The sequence below is a fragment of the Ruegeria sp. CDSB022 genome, assembly GCF_059611145.1.
In genome coordinates this window covers 1-15,827 of record NZ_JBXWOZ010000020.1, presented here as the reverse complement: position 1 = coordinate 15,827, position 15,827 = coordinate 1, and the positions used below count along the sequence as shown (strand labels likewise).

Genomic DNA, 15,827 nt, shown 5'->3' with positions numbered 1-15,827 from the left:
GGACTCTCATGCTGAAACCCATGCCACTTTCCGAGGCGCAAAGCCTTCCGTTCTGGCGCCGTCCCATCACGCTTTTATTCGTGATGGCACTGACCATGCCCATTGCTTTCAACGCATGGAGCGCGTTGTTGAACAATTTCGTTATTGAAGTGGCGAATTTCGACGGTGCCGACATCGGCCTGCTGCATACCGTGCGCGAGATCCCAGGCTTTCTGGCTGTAGGCGTAATTGCCGTGATCTTGTTTGTTCGGGAGCAGGTGCTGGCGATGATCTCGCTGATCATGCTGGGTGTTGCGACTGCGGTGACAGCGTGGTTCCCAAGCCTTGGTGGCTTGTTGTTCGTCACACTGCTGAGCTCGATCGGGTTCCACTATTATGAAACCGTGAACCAATCCCTTCAGCTGCAGTGGTTGCCCAAGGACCGAGCGCCGCAATTTCTGGGCTGGATGGTCGCCATGGGATCAGCTTCGACATTGGTTATCTATGGGCTGATTGTCCTGACGTGGGATCGGTTCGATCTGTCCTATAACACTGTATTCATGGCTGCGGGTGGGCTGACGGCTTTGCTGGCGTTGTTCTGTCTGGTCGCCTATCCGCAGTTCGACGCGCCGACTCCGCAAACCAAAAAAATTGTGCTGCGCCGCCGATACTGGCTGTACTATGCGCTTCAGTTCATGGCGGGCGCGCGTCGTCAGATCTTTGTCGTTTTCGCCGGTTTCATGATGGTCGAGAAATTCGGGTTTGAGGTCCACGAACTCACCGGTCTTTTCTTGATCAACCTGGTTATCAACATTTCGGTTGCGCCGATGCTAGGCAAAGCTGTGTCCGTATTCGGTGAACGTCGCACTTTGATTTTCGAATATGCAGGCCTGGCAGTTGTATTTGCAGCCTATGGCGGCATTTATTGGTTCGGTTGGGGCGTTGTTCTGGCGGCTACTCTCTATGTGATTGACCATGTGCTTTTCGCGCTGGCTCTGGCGCTTAAAACCTATTTCCAGAAAATTGCCGATCCGGCAGATATTGCGCCAACTGCAGCGGTTGCCTTTACGATCAACCATATCGCCGCGGTATTCCTACCAGCGCTTCTGGGCCTGCTCTGGGTGTACTCGCCCGGAGCGGTCTTTGCGGTGGCTGCAGCGATGGCGTTGATTTCGTTATCGCTGTCGCTGCTGATCCCGCGCCACCCAGAGCTTGGGAATGAGACGATACTGTCGAAATACGCGCCCGCTCCGGCGGAATAGCTGCCAATGCTTGACCTTCGCGGGCTCGCACCCTAGGCGCTGTGTCAGCTGACACAGGAGGCTCCCATGCCCACATTCACCGCGCTTACCACCCTGACCGGCAAAAAGTCCGCCGATGGTCTGGGCGAAGCCATGGAGCGTCTTGATCCCGAACCCACGGGCGTGGGCGTATTCGAAGTCGAAGATGGCTCGGGCCTGTGGGAGATTGGCGGTTACTTCACCGAAGCGCCGGATGAAACGGCACTGGCGGTTCTGTCGGCTGCGTTCGGATCCAAACCCTTTGTAATCTCGGAACTGCCCGAAACCGACTGGGTCGCCCATGTCCGCCGTGAATTGGCGCCTGTCGAGGCTGGCCGCTTTTTCGTCTATGGCTGTCACGATGCCGACAAGCTGCCCGAAGGCCGTATCCCTTTGTTGATTGAGGCTGCAATGGCTTTCGGTACCGGGCATCACGGCACCACCCTTGGGTGTCTCAAGGCTCTGGATTTTCTGCTCGATCAGGGTTTTACCGCGACAAAAGTTGCAGATATCGGCTGCGGCACCGCCGTTCTTGCGATGGCTGCAGCCCGCGTTTGGGATGGCGACATTATCGCCAGCGACATTGATGAGGTCGCCGTCGAAGTTGCTGAAGCCAACCTGAAGGCAAACGGCATGTCAGGGAAGGTTCAATGTGTCGAGGCTGCGGGGTTTGATCATCCGGAGCTGAAATCTCTTGCGCCCTATGACCTGATATTCGCCAACATCCTCAAGGGCCCATTGGTGGCCCTGGCGCCCGAAATTTCAGCGAATCTGCGAGTCGGGGGTAAGGCGATTCTATCGGGAATCCTTAACGAGCAAGCCGAGGACGTTGTTTCCGTTTATCTCCAAAATGGCTTCAATGCCTCTAGAAATGACCAAATTGGTGAATGGACGTCGCTAGTCTTAACCAAACAGGGCTAAAATCGGGCCATTTGCAGGAGTTTTGTGGGGTTTCGCCTCTTTTTTGTCGCAATCTGTTTTTACCGTCAATGACGTGGAATTGGGGGGCGGTTGATTTGGAGGCTGCCATGACTGGAAAACAAATTGAATTTGATCAGCGCGTTCATCGGCTGAACAAGAAACATTCGAAGATGACCCGTGGTTATCGTGCGACTATGCGCAAAGATGGCCTGGTTGTTATGAAACCACAGCGGGTTCAGTCCGCGGTGCCTGCAAAGGCTCTGCTGATCTGCTTGGCTGGGCTGTTCGCCTTCAAAACGCTTTTGCTGACCAGCTTGGGGTCGTCGGCCTACCAGTATCGTGTCGATAGCCTTGCGCAAGGGACCGAAGTGGAGAAGGCGGGGGCATGGATCATGCAGATCGACCCGGTATCACAGGCCCTCTCGTCTCAACTCAGCAAAGTTCTCCGCTAAGTTTCTTCCGTTTTGAATAGAAACGCCGCGTATCCGGGGATACGCGGCGTTCTTCTTTGCCCCGAGGGAGAAGGGGAAAATCAACGGTAGGTTTGCTTTGCCTTAACGACGGCCTTCAACGACGATTTCAATGTCGCCACGGCACAGGCCGATATCTTCCAGCTCGCGGTCCGACAGACCGCTCAGCGCGTTGCGTGTAACGCGGGCATCATTCCATTCGACAACGGCGTTTACGACCATTGCGAAAGTCGCGCCGATACGGCCGACGAGGCCAAATGAGCCAGTGGTGGTGCGGGTTGTGTCCAGTGCAGCCATATCCTGTTTCCTTCCGGTTTGTGTTAAACTCTGATCTTGCGATCTGACGGGCATTTAGGGATGGTTTTCTGACTGCACAAGCATAGAAATTGCATGTGTCCTATGCGTTTTTTGCAATGCTCGAAAAACATGGAAACGCCTTAATTTATTGGCAATTTTGCCTTCATCAAACTGGTCGAAACCCGACCTTTTCCGGTCGTAATCAGCCCATTCTGTCGGAGACAGGACGACCGTGTCGCAATCTGACCATCAGTCAATTCGCTTGGAAAATGTTCTTGTTTCGTGCTAGTCGGTAAAAAAGAACACACAAACCCGAGCAGGCCGAGGCTATATATGCGAATTCTGGGCATTGATCCGGGGCTACGGACCCTGGGATGGGGCGTCATCGAATCACATGGCAGCCGTCTCAGTCATGTTGCCAATGGGTTATGTAAATCGGACGGGGATGATCTGGGAGAGCGGTTGCTATCGCTCCACAATCAGATCGTCGAAGTGATTGCCGAGCATCAGCCCGATCAGGCCGCCATCGAACAGACCTTTGTGAACAAGGACGGGGCCGGTACGCTTAAGCTGGGTCAGGCGCGGGGTGTGGCGTTGTTGACGCTGGCGCAGGCCGGATTGCCAGTGGGAGAATATGCGCCCAATCGAGTCAAGAAAACGGTTGTGGGCGTGGGCCATGCCGAAAAGGAACAGGTTCTTCATATGGTCAAGTTGCAACTGCCGGGCTGTCAGCCCAAGGGCGCGGATGCCGCGGATGCGCTGGCGATAGCGATCTGTCATTCCTTTTACGGGGCAACGCCACAGTCGCGGATGAAACAGGTGCGGGCATGATTGGCAAGCTGACAGGCCGGTTGGATTACCGCGCGCCGGATCACGTGCTGATCGACGTGCGTGGGGTCGGCTATCTGGTCTATTGCTCGGACCGTACGATGGCTGCGCTGCCGGGCGTGGGTGAGGCGATCTCGATCTACACCGACATGGTGGTGCGCGAGGATTTGATGCAGCTTTACGGGTTCCTTTCGCTGGTCGAGAAGGAGTGGCATCGCCTGCTGTGCTCGGTGCAAGGGGTCGGGGCCAAAGTTTCGCTAGCAATCCTCAGCGCCTTGGGCCCCGATGGTGTTAGCCGGGCGATTGCTCTGGGCGATTGGGGGGCGGTCAAGGCAGCCAAGGGCGTGGGCCCAAAAACCGCGCAGCGGATCGTGCTGGACCTCAAAGACAAGGCGCCCGGCGTTATGGCCATGGGCGGCACGGTGACCGAGGCAATGGATGGCCCCGCGCTGGATGTGGTGGAACTGACTGAACCGACACCTGTACCAAAGCGGCCCACCATAAGCGCATCAGGTAATGCAGCAGCATCTGCCGGGGCATTGTCGGCACTCTCCAATCTGGGCTATGGCCCGTCCGAGGCCGCGTCAGCCGTGGCCGAAGCCGCGGCAAGCTTGCCCGAAGCGGGTGAGGCGGACCTGATCCGCGCTGCGTTGAAACTACTGGCTCCGAAAGGGTGATTGTATGGTAGATGCCGATCCCACCCTGCGCCCCGAGCCGTTGCCGGAAGACAATGACCGCGCCTTGCGCCCGCAGGGACTGGACGAATTCATCGGTCAAGCCGAGGCGCGCGCCAATCTGCGTATCTTTATCCAATCCGCTCGCCAAAGGGGTGAGGCAATGGATCATACGCTGTTCCATGGCCCTCCGGGTCTGGGCAAAACCACGCTGGCGCAGATTATCGCGCGTGAGTTGGGGGTGAATTTTCGGATGACATCTGGCCCGGTTCTGGCAAAGGCGGGCGATCTGGCGGCGATCCTGACCAATCTGGAAGCGCGCGATGTGCTGTTCATTGACGAAATCCATCGATTGAATCCAGCGGTCGAAGAGGTCCTGTACCCGGCGATGGAGGATTTCGAGCTGGATCTGGTGATTGGTGAAGGCCCGGCCGCGCGCACGGTGAGGATCGAGTTGCAGCCGTTTACTCTGGTCGGGGCCACCACCCGGATGGGACTGCTGACCACGCCGCTGCGCGACCGCTTTGGCATCCCGACACGCCTGCAGTTCTATACCGTTGATGAATTGCACGAGATTGTCACCCGCAACGCGCGCAAGCTTGGGGCACCGGCTGATGACAGCGGCGCCCGAGAGATCGCGCGCCGGTCACGCGGAACGCCTCGGATCGCCGGGCGCCTGCTGCGGCGGGTGGTGGATTTCGCAATCGTCGAAGGCGATGGACGGATCACCCGCGATTTGGCTGATGGGGCGTTGACGCGGCTGGGGGTCGATCATCTGGGGCTGGACGGCGCGGACCGCCGGTATCTGAAGCTGATCGCCGAGAATTACGCGGGCGGGCCGGTAGGTATCGAAACCTTGTCGGCAGCTTTGTCGGAAAGCCGGGACTCGCTGGAGGAGGTGATCGAACCCTTCCTCTTGCAGCAAGGCCTGATCCAACGCACACCGCGTGGCCGGATGCTGGCGCAGAAGGCGTGGACGCATCTGGGCATGGCCGCACCCAAGGGGCAAAACGATCTGTTTGGTTGAAGCCGAGCCTGCGAGCTTTTAAGGGTTCCGCCAAACAATGTCCGATTGCCGAGGATTGCGCGTGACACCCGAAGACATTCAAGCCTTGTTCACCCGCGAAAGCGGAGAGTTCCTGTTTGCGCGCTGGGGCCGCCCCATCGTGCCGATCGTCTTTGGGGTCGAAGATGAAAGTTTGGCCACGGTCAAAGGCGCGTTCGAGGCAGTGGTAGCACTGGCAGGGCATCAGATGGCAGAAACCGACCCCGAGCTTGGCGCCAACTGCATGGTCTTTTTCTTCCGCGACTGGAAAGAACTGACAGAAGTGCCCGATCTGGACCGTTTGGTCCCTGATCTGGGACCGTTGGTTGATCGGTTGATCGCGGCCGATGCCAACCAGTACCGGATATTCCGTTTTGAAGAAGAAGGCGCCATTCGTGCGGCCTTTGTGTTTTTGCGGATGGACAATGAATTGTCGCAAATCCCCGCTGAAACGCTTGCGCTCAGCCAGGTGGTGCAAACGGTGCTGCTCTGGTCCGATACCGCTTTTCGCAACCAGTCGCCCTTGGCAGTGGCGGGTGACGCGACGATATTGCGACCAGACATTGCCGGGTTGATCCGGGCGGCATACGATCCTGTCCTGCCGGGCGCGGCGCAGGATGCCTCTCATGCGCTGAGATTGTTTGCCAGATTGGATCAACCGCAATGAAGCACGTCTATTCCGTTAAAGTTTATTACGAAGACACCGATATGGGCGGCGTGGTCTATCACGCTAACTATTTGAAATACATCGAACGCGCCCGGTCGGACTATGTGCGGCGCCTGGGCAATGACCAGAATGCCATGCGTGACGCAGGTATCGTTTGGGTCGTGCGCCGGATCGAGGCGGAATACCTAGCCCCGGCCAAATTTGACGACGATCTGGAGATCGAGACCGAAATCAAGTCTCTGTCCGGTGTCCGTCTGATCATGGCGCAAGTGGTCAAACGGGGCGAAGAGGAGATTTTTCGCGCCATCGTTACCGCCGTCTGTATGAATGCGCAGGGCAAGCCGGTACGCCTTCCGGCAGAGATTCGCGCATTGTTGTAACAATTTGCAGGGCCCGGGTGGTTCTGTTGGCAATTCGCCCCCATCTGCGTTAGCGTTTGACAAAACAAGGCCGTAAGGCTGTCAGGCAAAACAAAGAGCAGGTTCATGGAAGCTGAAACGCTGGCGCTGGCGCAGGAGATCGATTTCTCCATGTGGGGGCTTTTTGCCCGCGCGACTTTTATCGTTAAACTGGTAATGCTGATGCTGATTGGCGCATCAGTCTGGTCCTGGGGGATCATCATCCAGAAACTGATCAATTACCGTGCTGCAAGGCGTGAAGCTCAGGTTTTTGATGAGGCTTTCTGGTCCGGGAACCCCTTGGATGAACTGTTCGAGCAGATCGGTACCCAACCCGATGGCAGTTCGGAGAAGATATTTGCCTCGGGCATGATCGAATGGCGCCGCTCGCACCGCACTGATGGCGGGCTGATAGCTGGTGCCACCGCACGCATTGATCGGTCGATGGATGTGGCCATCGCGAAAGAGGCCGAGGCGCTGCAAAAGGGCCTGCCCATTCTGGCCACTGTCGGCTCAACTGCACCCTTCATTGGTCTGTTCGGAACGGTTTGGGGTATCATGAATGCGTTCATCGAGATTGCCGAGCAGCAGAACACCAACCTGGCTGTTGTCGCCCCCGGTATTGCCGAGGCGTTGCTGGCCACCGGCCTGGGCCTGTTGGCCGCGATTCCGGCGGTGATTTTCTATAACAAACTCAGCGCAGATAGTGACCGGATCGTTGGAGGCTATGAAGCCTTTGCCGATGAGTTCGCCACCATTCTGTCGCGCCAACTGGACAGCTGAGATGGGGGCTGCGGTTCAGCAATCCTCGGGCGGGAATGGACGCCGGCGGGGTCGGCGTCGCGGTCGCGCGCAGCCGATGGCTGAGATCAACGTCACACCCTTTGTGGACGTTATGCTGGTGCTGCTGATCATCTTCATGGTGGCCGCGCCCTTGCTGACTGTTGGTGTGCCTGTTGATCTGCCCAAAACGGCGGCCAGTGCGCTGCCCGGCGATAACGAGGAACCTTTGACCGTCACGCTGACCGCGGATGGCAGGGTGCAAATCCAAACCACGGATATTCTGCGCGAAGAGCTGATTGGCAAACTACGCGCCATCGCAGCAGAACGCAGTAGCGACCGAGTGTTTTTGCGCGCGGATGGTGCGATCCCTTATGCGCAGGTGATGCAGGTAATGGGCGCGCTTAATGCGGGTGGGTTCTCCAATGTGGGGCTGGTGACCGATACGGGCGGCCCGACACTGGACGACGGTGGAGAGTGAGGCCGCACGGTGGATACCGGCACCAAGATCTCGGCGATTGCCCATGTCAGTCTGATTGGTTGGGCATTTTTCGGCGGCACCTTCCGGTCCGAACCATTACCTATGGCCGTGCAGGATGTCTCGGTCATTTCGGCTGAGCAATTTGCGGCAATGACCGCTCAGCGGGATGCGCCCGAAGTGCCGACGCCAACAGCGCTACAGCCGCCTGAGGCCCCAACAGAAGAGGATCCAGCGTCGGAACCGGTAGTGGAGGAGCAGCCTTCGTTGCAAGAGGCGGAACCTGCTGAACCCGACCCGGACCCGGATCCTGAGCCGGAACCCGTTGAGCCGCCGCCAGAACCGGTGGTGATTGAACAACCTCCGCTGTTGGACACGCCTGACCCCGAGATTGTCGATCTTACGGTGCCTTCCGGGCCTGAGGCACAGCCCAGCCCCGCCGAGAATGTCGCACCGGTGCCTGTTGCGCCGCCTCCGCCCGAGGCCGCGCCTGATGAAATCGAAACCCCGGCCGTATCTTTGGACGAGGGAGCCGAGACCCAGCAGGAACAGCAGGATCAGACCGCCCCCGAGGAAAAGGCTGACGAGATTGTGACCGAAGCGGAAGAGCCCAAAGAAAACGCTCCCCGAACATCGCCGCGCCCGCGGATCCGTCCCAACCGCCCGACGCCACCGGTCGAGCCCGAAGTGGCGGAGACGCCCGAGCCCGAACCCACAGAGCCCGCGCAGACGGAAACAGCCATCAACGATGCGCTGGCCGAGGCGTTGGGACAAGGGAGTGAACCCTCTGGTCCGCCCTTGACCAGCGGCGAAAAGGACGCGATGCGATTGGCCGTTTCCCAATGCTGGAACGTTGGGTCCTTGTCCACGGATGCTCTGCAGACAGTTGTTGTTGTCGGATTTTCGTTGACCCCTGATGGCAAGGTGGTTGGTGGCAGCTTGCGCATGATCGACAGCTCAGGCGGTTCTGAGGGCGCAGCCAGACAAGCCTATGAGGCCGCTCGACGTGCCATTTTGCGCTGTGGAGCCAAAGGTTATGACCTGCCAACCGATAAATACGAGCATTGGCAGGATATTGAGATTACATTCAATCCCGAGAGGATGCGGATCAAATGATGAGACTTCTGACCAGCCTGTTGCTTGGCCTGACACTGGTGTCGGCACCTGTTCACGCCCAAAGTGGACCGCTTCGCTTGGAATTGGATCAGGGGATTATCGAACCCTTGCCCTTTTCGGTTCCGAATTTTGTGCCGGACAGCACAGCAGCTGCGCAATATGCCCAGGATATCTCGCGGGTTGTGGCCGCCGATCTAACCGGAACAGGGCTGTTCCGCGAAATTCTGTCTGATGCTTTCATCAGCCAAGTGGCCAGCTTTGAAGATCCCGTTCGGTTCGCGGATTGGAAAGCCATCAATGCCGAGGCTTTGGTGACAGGTGCTGTGAATGTGTCGGGCAATCGCCTGACGGTGCGGTTCAGGGTCTGGGATGTGTTTTCTGGGCAGGAGCTGGGCAACGGTCTGCAGTTTGCCGGGACGACTGAAGGGTGGCGGCGCATGGCCCATAAAGTGGCGGATCAAGTCTATAGCCGTGTAACGGGCGAGGGCGCCTATTTCGATAGTCGTGTTGCCTTTGTCTCTGAAAGTGGTCCCAAGGATCAGCGCCTGAAACGGCTGGCGATCATGGATTATGATGGTGCGAATGTGCAGTACCTGACCGACAGCGCCGCCATTGTTCTGGCACCACGCTTTTCACCTGCCGGTGATCAATTGCTCTATACCAGCTACGAATCCGGTCAGCCGCGCATCTATGTTCTGGATATCGAGCGGGTCAGGCGGACTGAGTTGAACACCCAGGGCGGCACGATGAGCTTTTCGCCCCGGTTTTCGCCGGATGGACGGTCGATCGTCTATTCGCTTATTCAGGGCGGCAATACGGACCTGTGGAAAATGGATCTGGCTTCCGGGCAAAGCGTGCGGCTGACCAATACGCCTGCGATTGAAACCGCCCCCAGCTATTCGCCGGACGGTTCCCAGATCGTGTTTGAAAGCGACCGTTCGGGCACGCCACAGCTTTACATCATGCCCGCAAACGGGGGCGAGGCGACGCGGATCAGCTTTGGTCAGGGACGTTATGGAACGCCGGTCTGGTCCCCCCGTGGCGATCTGGTTGCGTTTACCAAGCAGAATAAAGGCCGATTTCATATCGGTGTCATGCGAACAGATGGCAGCGAAGAGCGTTTGCTGACCTCGTCGTTTCTGGACGAAGGACCGACATGGTCCCCTAATGGTCGCGTGATCATGTTCACCCGAGAAACCCAGGGCGCAAGTGGCCGGGCGACGCTGTATTCGGTGGATATCTCGGGACGCAACCTGCGCCCGATCCGCACCCCGGATGGGGGCAGCGATCCGTCATGGGGCCCACTGCAGAATTGATCACGGCTGCTGGCAGGAAAAGTTCACAAGGAACCTGCACTGTGCTACAGAGACGGCAATAAAGAGAAAAAACAACGAGGCACCTGAGATGAACGTATTGGGCAAAATCCTAGCACTAGGTGTGTTTGGCGCGTTGGCAGCCTGCACCAATAACGATCCGTCTGCGCTGGGCGGCGGCTTTGGCAATGGCGCAAACGGCGGGCTGGCCGCGGGCTCTCCAAGTGATCCGCGCTCGCCTGCATATTTCCAGCAAACTGTTGGTGACCGGGTTCTGTTTTCGGTCGATCAGTCGACGCTTACTCCGCAGGCGCAGTCAGTGCTGCAGGGGCAGGCCGACTGGCTGATGGCCAACCCCGACTTTGTGGCAACGATCGAAGGCCATGCGGATGAGCAGGGCACGCGTGAGTATAACCTCGCACTGGGTGCGCGCCGGGCAAATGCCGCCCGCGAGTTCCTGATTTCCCGCGGAGTAGCGGGCAACCGGCTGACAACTGTCAGCTTTGGCAAAGAGCGTCCGATCGAGATTTGCAGCACCGAGGACTGCTATTCGAAAAACCGTCGTGCAGTGACGGTGCTGACCGGATCAACTTTGGGATAAGACGATGAAACTAGCAGGATGGGTTCTGGCCGCAGTTTTGGCGACCGCCGGTTTGGCACAAGCACAGGATCAGCAAACCTTGGCGGATATCCGGCAGGAACTGACGGTGCTGCATGTGGAAATTCAGCGGCTCAAGCGCGAGTTTTCAACAACCGGCTCTCCGGCCCCGAACCTGTCCGGCAGTTCGATACTTGAACGTGTTGATGCCATAGAGGCCGAGTTGCAGCGCCTGACGCGCCAGACCGAGCAGTTGAACCAGCGTGTACAGAATATTGTAACCGACGGCACCAACCGCATCGGTGATCTTGAGTTTCGGTTGGTCGAACTGGAAGGCGGCGACCTGAGTACGCTCGGTGATACAACAACTCTGGGCGGAGAAACGGACATCACATCCGCAGCCCCTGCTGCTCCGACAGCGCCAACCGATTCCGACCTGGGTGAGTTGGCAGTAGGCGAGCAAGCGGATTTCAATGCTGCTGCTCAGGCGCTGGCCGATGGAAACTTCCAGGCCGCTGCGGATCAGTTCGCAGTATTCGATACATCATATCCCGGAAGCCCGCTTGCGCCCGAAGCACACCTAAAGCGCGGGCAGGCGTTGGAAGGCATTGGCGACACCCGCGAAGCTGCAAGGGCTTTTCTGGCCAGCTTCACGGGTGATTCCGAAGGCGCCTATGCGCCTGAGGCTTTGTTCGAACTGGGTGCTGCTCTGGGCCGTCTGGGACAGACCGAACAGGCGTGTATCACACTGAGCGAGGTTAGCGTCCGGTTCCCGGCCTCGGCATTGGCCTCCAGCGCCACGCAGGAAATGACGTCACTGGGTTGTACTTGACCACACAAGGCACACTCCTGAAATCCGAACTCCGGGCGCGATTGCCGGAAAATCTTCCGCGCCGTCTAGGCGTTGCGGTGTCCGGTGGCGGTGACTCGGTTGCTTTGCTGAGTTTGTTGAAGCACATCGCCCAAGAGGAACAGGTTGAGCTGTTTGTCGCCACGGTGAACCACAATCTGCGCCCCGAAGCGGTGGCGGAGGCAGATTGGGTGGCGCAGCTTGCCCAGGGTCTGGGCCTTCCACATGAGACGTTGCACTGGAAGGGGTGGGACCAGACAGGTAACCTGCAGGATAGGGCGCGGCAGGCCCGGTACCAGTTGCTGTCAGACTGGGCGCGTGACAAGCAGATCGGCGCGATTGCCCTGGGACACACCGCCGATGATCAAGCCGAAACCATGCTGATGCGATTGGCGCGCGCTGCTGGTGTGACGGGATTGTCCGGCATGCCCGCAATGCGGAACTATCAAGGGATCATGCTGCTGCGGCCGATGTTGGGGATCACCCGGCAACAACTGCGCGATTATCTTGCCAAGATTGGGGCAGATTGGATCGAGGATCCATCGAATCACGACCGGCGGTTTGATCGTATCAAGGCGCGCGACGCGTTGACCGGCTTGTCCGAAATTGGGATTTCGGCGCATTCTCTGTCCCGCGTTGCTGAAAACCTTGCTCAAGCCCGTGAAGCATTAGAGCAGATTACGCAGGATTCCGCCCGTCAGGTCCTGAGTGTCGATGGCGGCGATATCTGTGTCGATCGCGCGCAATTTTCCACTCTGCCTGCGGAAATTCGACGTCGTCTTCTTACAGGTTGTGTCCGCTGGATTGCGGGCCGCGGATATCCACCGCGTCAGGCTGCAACAGACCGGGCGCTGCTCGCGATTGATCAGGGTGAGGCGGCAACGATTGGTGGATGCCTCTTGATCCCAAAAGCCGATAAAATGTGGATTTGCAGAGAGCTAAATGCCGTTGAGAGCGCACCCGGCGCACCCGGTCAGATTTGGGATGGACGGTGGATCCTGTCTGGCCCAGCGATTCCCGACGCGCAGGTTCACCCGTTAGGTGCGGCTGGTTTGAAGGCCGTGCCAGATTGGCGTGCACTTGGAAAACCGCGCGCCGCGCTTCTGGCGTCTCCGTCCGTCTGGAGTGGAGAGGTCTTGGTATCTGCACCTATGGTGGGATTCTCAAATGGTTGGCTTGCAGAACTGACGCCAGAAGAGCCCGAGTTTCACTCTTCGGTTTTATCGCATTGAACCTGCTTGAATCATCTCTATTTTAAAGAGCAACCCGGCAGATCCCCATCTGCCGAAATCTTTTGGGAGATTTTTCTTGGGCAACGCTCGTAACATCGCCTTTTGGGTCGTTCTGTTTTTGCTGATCCTTGCACTGTTCAATCTGTTCAGCGGACCAGGTGGAACGCTTCAGAGCAATGAAAGAACCTATTCTGATTTCGTGACCGCTGTTGAAGGCGGCGAAGTCAAAAACGTGACATTGGATGGCGAGCAAATTCGCTATACCACGCAAAGCGGCGCAAGCTATGTCACGATCAAGCCCGGCGATGCCGAGGTGACCAAACTGCTGATCGATGAAAGCATCCCGGTCCAGGCTGTGAAACAACAGCAATCGGGCATTCAGTCTTTCCTGGTCACTCTTCTTCCCTTCCTGCTGCTGATCGGTGTCTGGGTCTACTTCATGAACCGGATGCAGGGTGGCGGCAAAGGTGGCGCGATGGGCTTTGGCAAATCCAAGGCCAAGATGCTGACCGAAAAGCATGGCCGTGTAACCTTTGATGATGTCGCTGGCATCGACGAGGCCAAGGAAGAACTGGAAGAGATCGTAGAATTCCTGCGCAATCCGCAGAAATTCAGTCGTCTGGGTGGCAAGATTCCAAAAGGCGCTTTGTTGGTGGGCCCTCCGGGGACCGGTAAAACGCTGCTGGCCCGCGCCATTGCGGGTGAGGCGGGTGTGCCCTTCTTCACCATTTCGGGTTCGGACTTTGTTGAGATGTTCGTCGGTGTCGGTGCATCCCGTGTCCGCGACATGTTCGAACAGGCCAAGAAAAACGCTCCCTGTATCGTCTTTATTGACGAGATTGACGCCGTTGGCCGCCATCGTGGTGCCGGTTATGGCGGGGGTAATGACGAACGTGAACAAACGCTTAACCAGTTGCTCGTCGAGATGGACGGGTTCGAGGCCAATGAGGGCGTGATTATTCTGGCGGCCACCAACCGTAAGGACGTTTTGGACCCTGCTCTGCTGCGTCCAGGCCGTTTCGACCGCAACGTGACTGTCGGCAACCCCGACATCAAAGGCCGCGAGAAGATCCTGGGCGTTCACGCACGCAAGACGCCCCTCGGACCTGATGTCGATCTGCGCATCATCGCGCGCGGGACTCCGGGCTTCTCGGGTGCTGATCTGGCCAACCTCGTGAATGAGGCCGCGCTGATGGCCGCCCGCGTCGGTCGCCGCTTTGTTACCATGGAAGATTTCGAGAATGCCAAGGACAAGGTGATGATGGGTGCCGAGCGCCGCTCGATGGTGCTGACCCAGGACCAGAAGGAAAAGACTGCCTATCACGAATCAGGGCATGCCGTTGTTGGTATGACGCTGCCGTTGTGTGATCCGGTCTATAAGGCAACGATCATTCCGCGTGGTGGTGCGCTGGGCATGGTGGTGTCACTGCCAGAAATGGACCGCCTGAACTATCACCGCGATGAGTGTGAGCAAAAGCTGGCCATGACCATGGCCGGTAAGGCGGCTGAGGTGATCAAATATGGCGAGGACCATGTCTCGAACGGTCCGGCGGGCGATATCATGCAGGCCAGCCAACTGTCGCGCGCGATGGTGATGCGCTGGGGCATGTCGGACAAGGTCGGCAATATCGACTATGCCGAAGCGCATGATGGCTATTCAGGCAACACTGCCGGGTTCTCGGTCTCGGCCCATACCAAGGAACTGATCGAGGAAGAGGTCAAGCGCCTGATCCAGCAAGGATATGAGCGTGCGCATCAGATCCTTTCAGAACAGAACGAGCAATGGGAACGTCTGGCCCAAGGGCTGCTGGAATATGAAACCCTGACCGGTGACGAGATCAAACGCGTCATGAATGGCGAGCCGCCCAGCGAAAGCGATGACGAGGGCGATAAACCTGATGAGGGCAGCGCCCCCAGCGTGACAGCCATTCCGAAAACCAAGGTTAAGAAAACTCCGCCCGATGGCGGGATGGAGCCGGAACCAACGGCTTAAACTTTCAAAGACCCGGGCCTGTCCCGGGTCTTTTTTCTTTTCAATCGCGAAGGTTTGCCCTCTATTCCGCATCAGATGTCAGTTCTGAAAAAGGGATAAATATGCCGGTATTGCGCGAAACCGAATTCACGGGAGAAGTTGTTTGGTTGGGCCACGTACCAGCAGGTGAAACTCTCCGGGCCAATGCCGTGGACAGTCTGGATTTGGGTTTCTCGGGTGATCAAGGCGCGCGTCACGAAGGCGTGAATCGTACCTCTTGCGTGCGAGTCAAAAACCTGTACCCGGTAGGCACCGAAATTCGCAATGTGCGGCAGTTATCGATCCTGTCCGCAGAAGAACTTGATGCCATCGCGCAGGAAATGGGCTTGGGTAAGCTGGACCCGTCCCATCTGGGGGTCAGCATTGTCTTGCGCGGCATTCCGGATTTCACCCATATTCCGCCCTCGTCTCGTTTGCAGGTGGAAAATGGCGTGACGCTGACGATCGACATGGAAAACCGGCCCTGTATCCTGCCGGGGCGCGAGATCGAGGCTGACTTGCCCGGGTATGGTGCGGCCTTCAAGCCTGCAGCGCAGGGACGGCGGGGGGTCACGGCTTGGGTCGAAAGACCCGGAGAGCTGAACCTGGGCGATGAGCTTACACTGTTTGTCCCCGATCAGAGAGCCTGGACACCATAAGGGACCGCAATTTCCGATCGGAAGGTGCCGATGTGACGCTACGACGTTTCAAGGCGCAATTATGTCGGAATCCATAGCCACCAATTTGGTACACAACGGTATGGAGTGAGCAGCGCCGGCGTTCTGCGTCGGGTTTGCACGGAATTCAATCAGGGACCGAAACCCAATGAGCTATAAATCTGACATCGAAATTGCGCGTGAGGCGAAGAAGAAGCCGATTCAGGAGATTGG

The 15,827-nt window shown here is 57.8% G+C and carries 18 protein-coding genes; 17 read left to right on the top strand and 1 reads right to left on the bottom strand.

What is annotated here, in order from left to right; genetic code table 11:
- Positions 1-8 precede the first annotated feature (8 nt).
- From AC2FIZ_RS19125 to AC2FIZ_RS19115, 3 genes are all read left to right on the top strand, one after another.
- Entirely contained in the window at positions 9-1,241 is a 1,233-nt protein-coding gene (locus AC2FIZ_RS19125) for an MFS transporter (protein ID WP_271952281.1), read from the top strand.
- A gap of 66 nt (positions 1,242-1,307) precedes the next feature.
- On the top strand, positions 1,308-2,180 hold the full coding sequence (locus AC2FIZ_RS19120; RefSeq protein ID WP_281973811.1) for a 50S ribosomal protein L11 methyltransferase: 873 nt from the start codon (positions 1,308-1,310) through the stop codon (positions 2,178-2,180).
- Between the two features lie 107 nt (positions 2,181-2,287).
- Positions 2,288-2,632, top strand: coding sequence for a hypothetical protein (locus AC2FIZ_RS19115; protein WP_142640171.1), 345 nt, complete (start codon positions 2,288-2,290; stop codon positions 2,630-2,632).
- Between the two features lie 102 nt (positions 2,633-2,734).
- Here the strand turns inward: AC2FIZ_RS19115 and AC2FIZ_RS19110 are convergent, their stop codons facing one another.
- On the bottom strand, positions 2,735-2,947 hold the full coding sequence (locus AC2FIZ_RS19110; protein ID WP_142640173.1) for a DUF1127 domain-containing protein: 213 nt from the start codon (positions 2,945-2,947) through the stop codon (positions 2,735-2,737).
- 333 nt (positions 2,948-3,280) lie between these two features.
- Between AC2FIZ_RS19110 and ruvC the strand changes: the two genes are divergently transcribed.
- From ruvC to AC2FIZ_RS19040, 14 genes are all read left to right on the top strand, one after another.
- Positions 3,281-3,778: a crossover junction endodeoxyribonuclease RuvC gene (gene ruvC, locus AC2FIZ_RS19105; RefSeq protein ID WP_142640175.1), complete on the top strand. Its 498-nt coding sequence runs from the start codon at positions 3,281-3,283 to the stop codon at positions 3,776-3,778.
- On the top strand, positions 3,775-4,452 hold the full coding sequence (gene ruvA, locus AC2FIZ_RS19100) for a Holliday junction branch migration protein RuvA (protein ID WP_142640177.1): 678 nt from the start codon (positions 3,775-3,777) through the stop codon (positions 4,450-4,452). The genes ruvC and ruvA overlap by 4 nt, the downstream gene beginning before the upstream one ends.
- Before the next feature lie 4 nt (positions 4,453-4,456).
- Positions 4,457-5,476 carry a Holliday junction branch migration DNA helicase RuvB gene (gene ruvB / locus AC2FIZ_RS19095; protein WP_142640179.1) on the top strand — a complete coding sequence of 340 codons (1,020 nt, stop codon included), beginning with the start codon at positions 4,457-4,459 and terminating at the stop codon, positions 5,474-5,476.
- Positions 5,477-5,537: 61 nt separating this feature from the next.
- The gene (locus AC2FIZ_RS19090) at positions 5,538-6,161 is read left to right on the top strand and encodes a hypothetical protein (protein ID WP_281973809.1); all 624 of its coding nucleotides are present in this window, start codon (positions 5,538-5,540) and stop codon (positions 6,159-6,161) included.
- On the top strand, positions 6,158-6,541 hold the full coding sequence (gene ybgC / locus AC2FIZ_RS19085) for a tol-pal system-associated acyl-CoA thioesterase (RefSeq protein ID WP_142640183.1): 384 nt from the start codon (positions 6,158-6,160) through the stop codon (positions 6,539-6,541). The genes AC2FIZ_RS19090 and ybgC overlap by 4 nt, the downstream gene beginning before the upstream one ends.
- Before the next feature lie 105 nt (positions 6,542-6,646).
- The gene (tolQ, locus tag AC2FIZ_RS19080) at positions 6,647-7,342 is read left to right on the top strand and encodes a protein TolQ (protein ID WP_142640185.1); all 696 of its coding nucleotides are present in this window, start codon (positions 6,647-6,649) and stop codon (positions 7,340-7,342) included.
- Between the two features lies 1 nt (position 7,343).
- The gene (gene tolR, locus AC2FIZ_RS19075) at positions 7,344-7,820 is read left to right on the top strand and encodes a protein TolR (protein ID WP_142640204.1); all 477 of its coding nucleotides are present in this window, start codon (positions 7,344-7,346) and stop codon (positions 7,818-7,820) included.
- Positions 7,821-7,829: 9 nt separating this feature from the next.
- Positions 7,830-8,933: a cell envelope integrity protein TolA gene (tolA, locus tag AC2FIZ_RS19070; RefSeq protein WP_496791473.1), complete on the top strand. Its 1,104-nt coding sequence runs from the start codon at positions 7,830-7,832 to the stop codon at positions 8,931-8,933.
- Positions 8,930-10,249, top strand: a complete 1,320-nt coding sequence (gene tolB, locus AC2FIZ_RS19065; RefSeq protein WP_281996068.1) for a Tol-Pal system beta propeller repeat protein TolB — start codon at positions 8,930-8,932, stop codon at positions 10,247-10,249. The genes tolA and tolB overlap by 4 nt, the downstream gene beginning before the upstream one ends.
- 88 nt (positions 10,250-10,337) lie before the next feature.
- Positions 10,338-10,847 carry a peptidoglycan-associated lipoprotein Pal gene (gene pal, locus AC2FIZ_RS19060; protein WP_281973807.1) on the top strand — a complete coding sequence of 170 codons (510 nt, stop codon included), beginning with the start codon at positions 10,338-10,340 and terminating at the stop codon, positions 10,845-10,847.
- Positions 10,848-10,851: 4 nt separating this feature from the next.
- The gene (gene ybgF / locus AC2FIZ_RS19055) at positions 10,852-11,676 is read left to right on the top strand and encodes a tol-pal system protein YbgF (protein WP_281973806.1); all 825 of its coding nucleotides are present in this window, start codon (positions 10,852-10,854) and stop codon (positions 11,674-11,676) included.
- Complete coding sequence (gene tilS / locus AC2FIZ_RS19050) at positions 11,667-12,926, top strand: tRNA lysidine(34) synthetase TilS (RefSeq protein WP_496791471.1); 1,260 nt, start codon at positions 11,667-11,669, stop codon at positions 12,924-12,926. Before ybgF ends, tilS begins: the two co-directional genes overlap by 10 nt.
- Before the next feature lie 76 nt (positions 12,927-13,002).
- Complete coding sequence (gene ftsH, locus AC2FIZ_RS19045; RefSeq protein WP_142640196.1) at positions 13,003-14,919, top strand: ATP-dependent zinc metalloprotease FtsH; 1,917 nt, start codon at positions 13,003-13,005, stop codon at positions 14,917-14,919.
- A 101-nt stretch (positions 14,920-15,020) separates the two neighbouring features.
- A complete protein-coding gene (locus tag AC2FIZ_RS19040; protein ID WP_281973804.1) occupies positions 15,021-15,596 on the top strand; it encodes an MOSC domain-containing protein in 576 nt (191 codons plus the stop codon).
- The last annotated feature ends 231 nt before the right edge of the window (positions 15,597-15,827 follow it).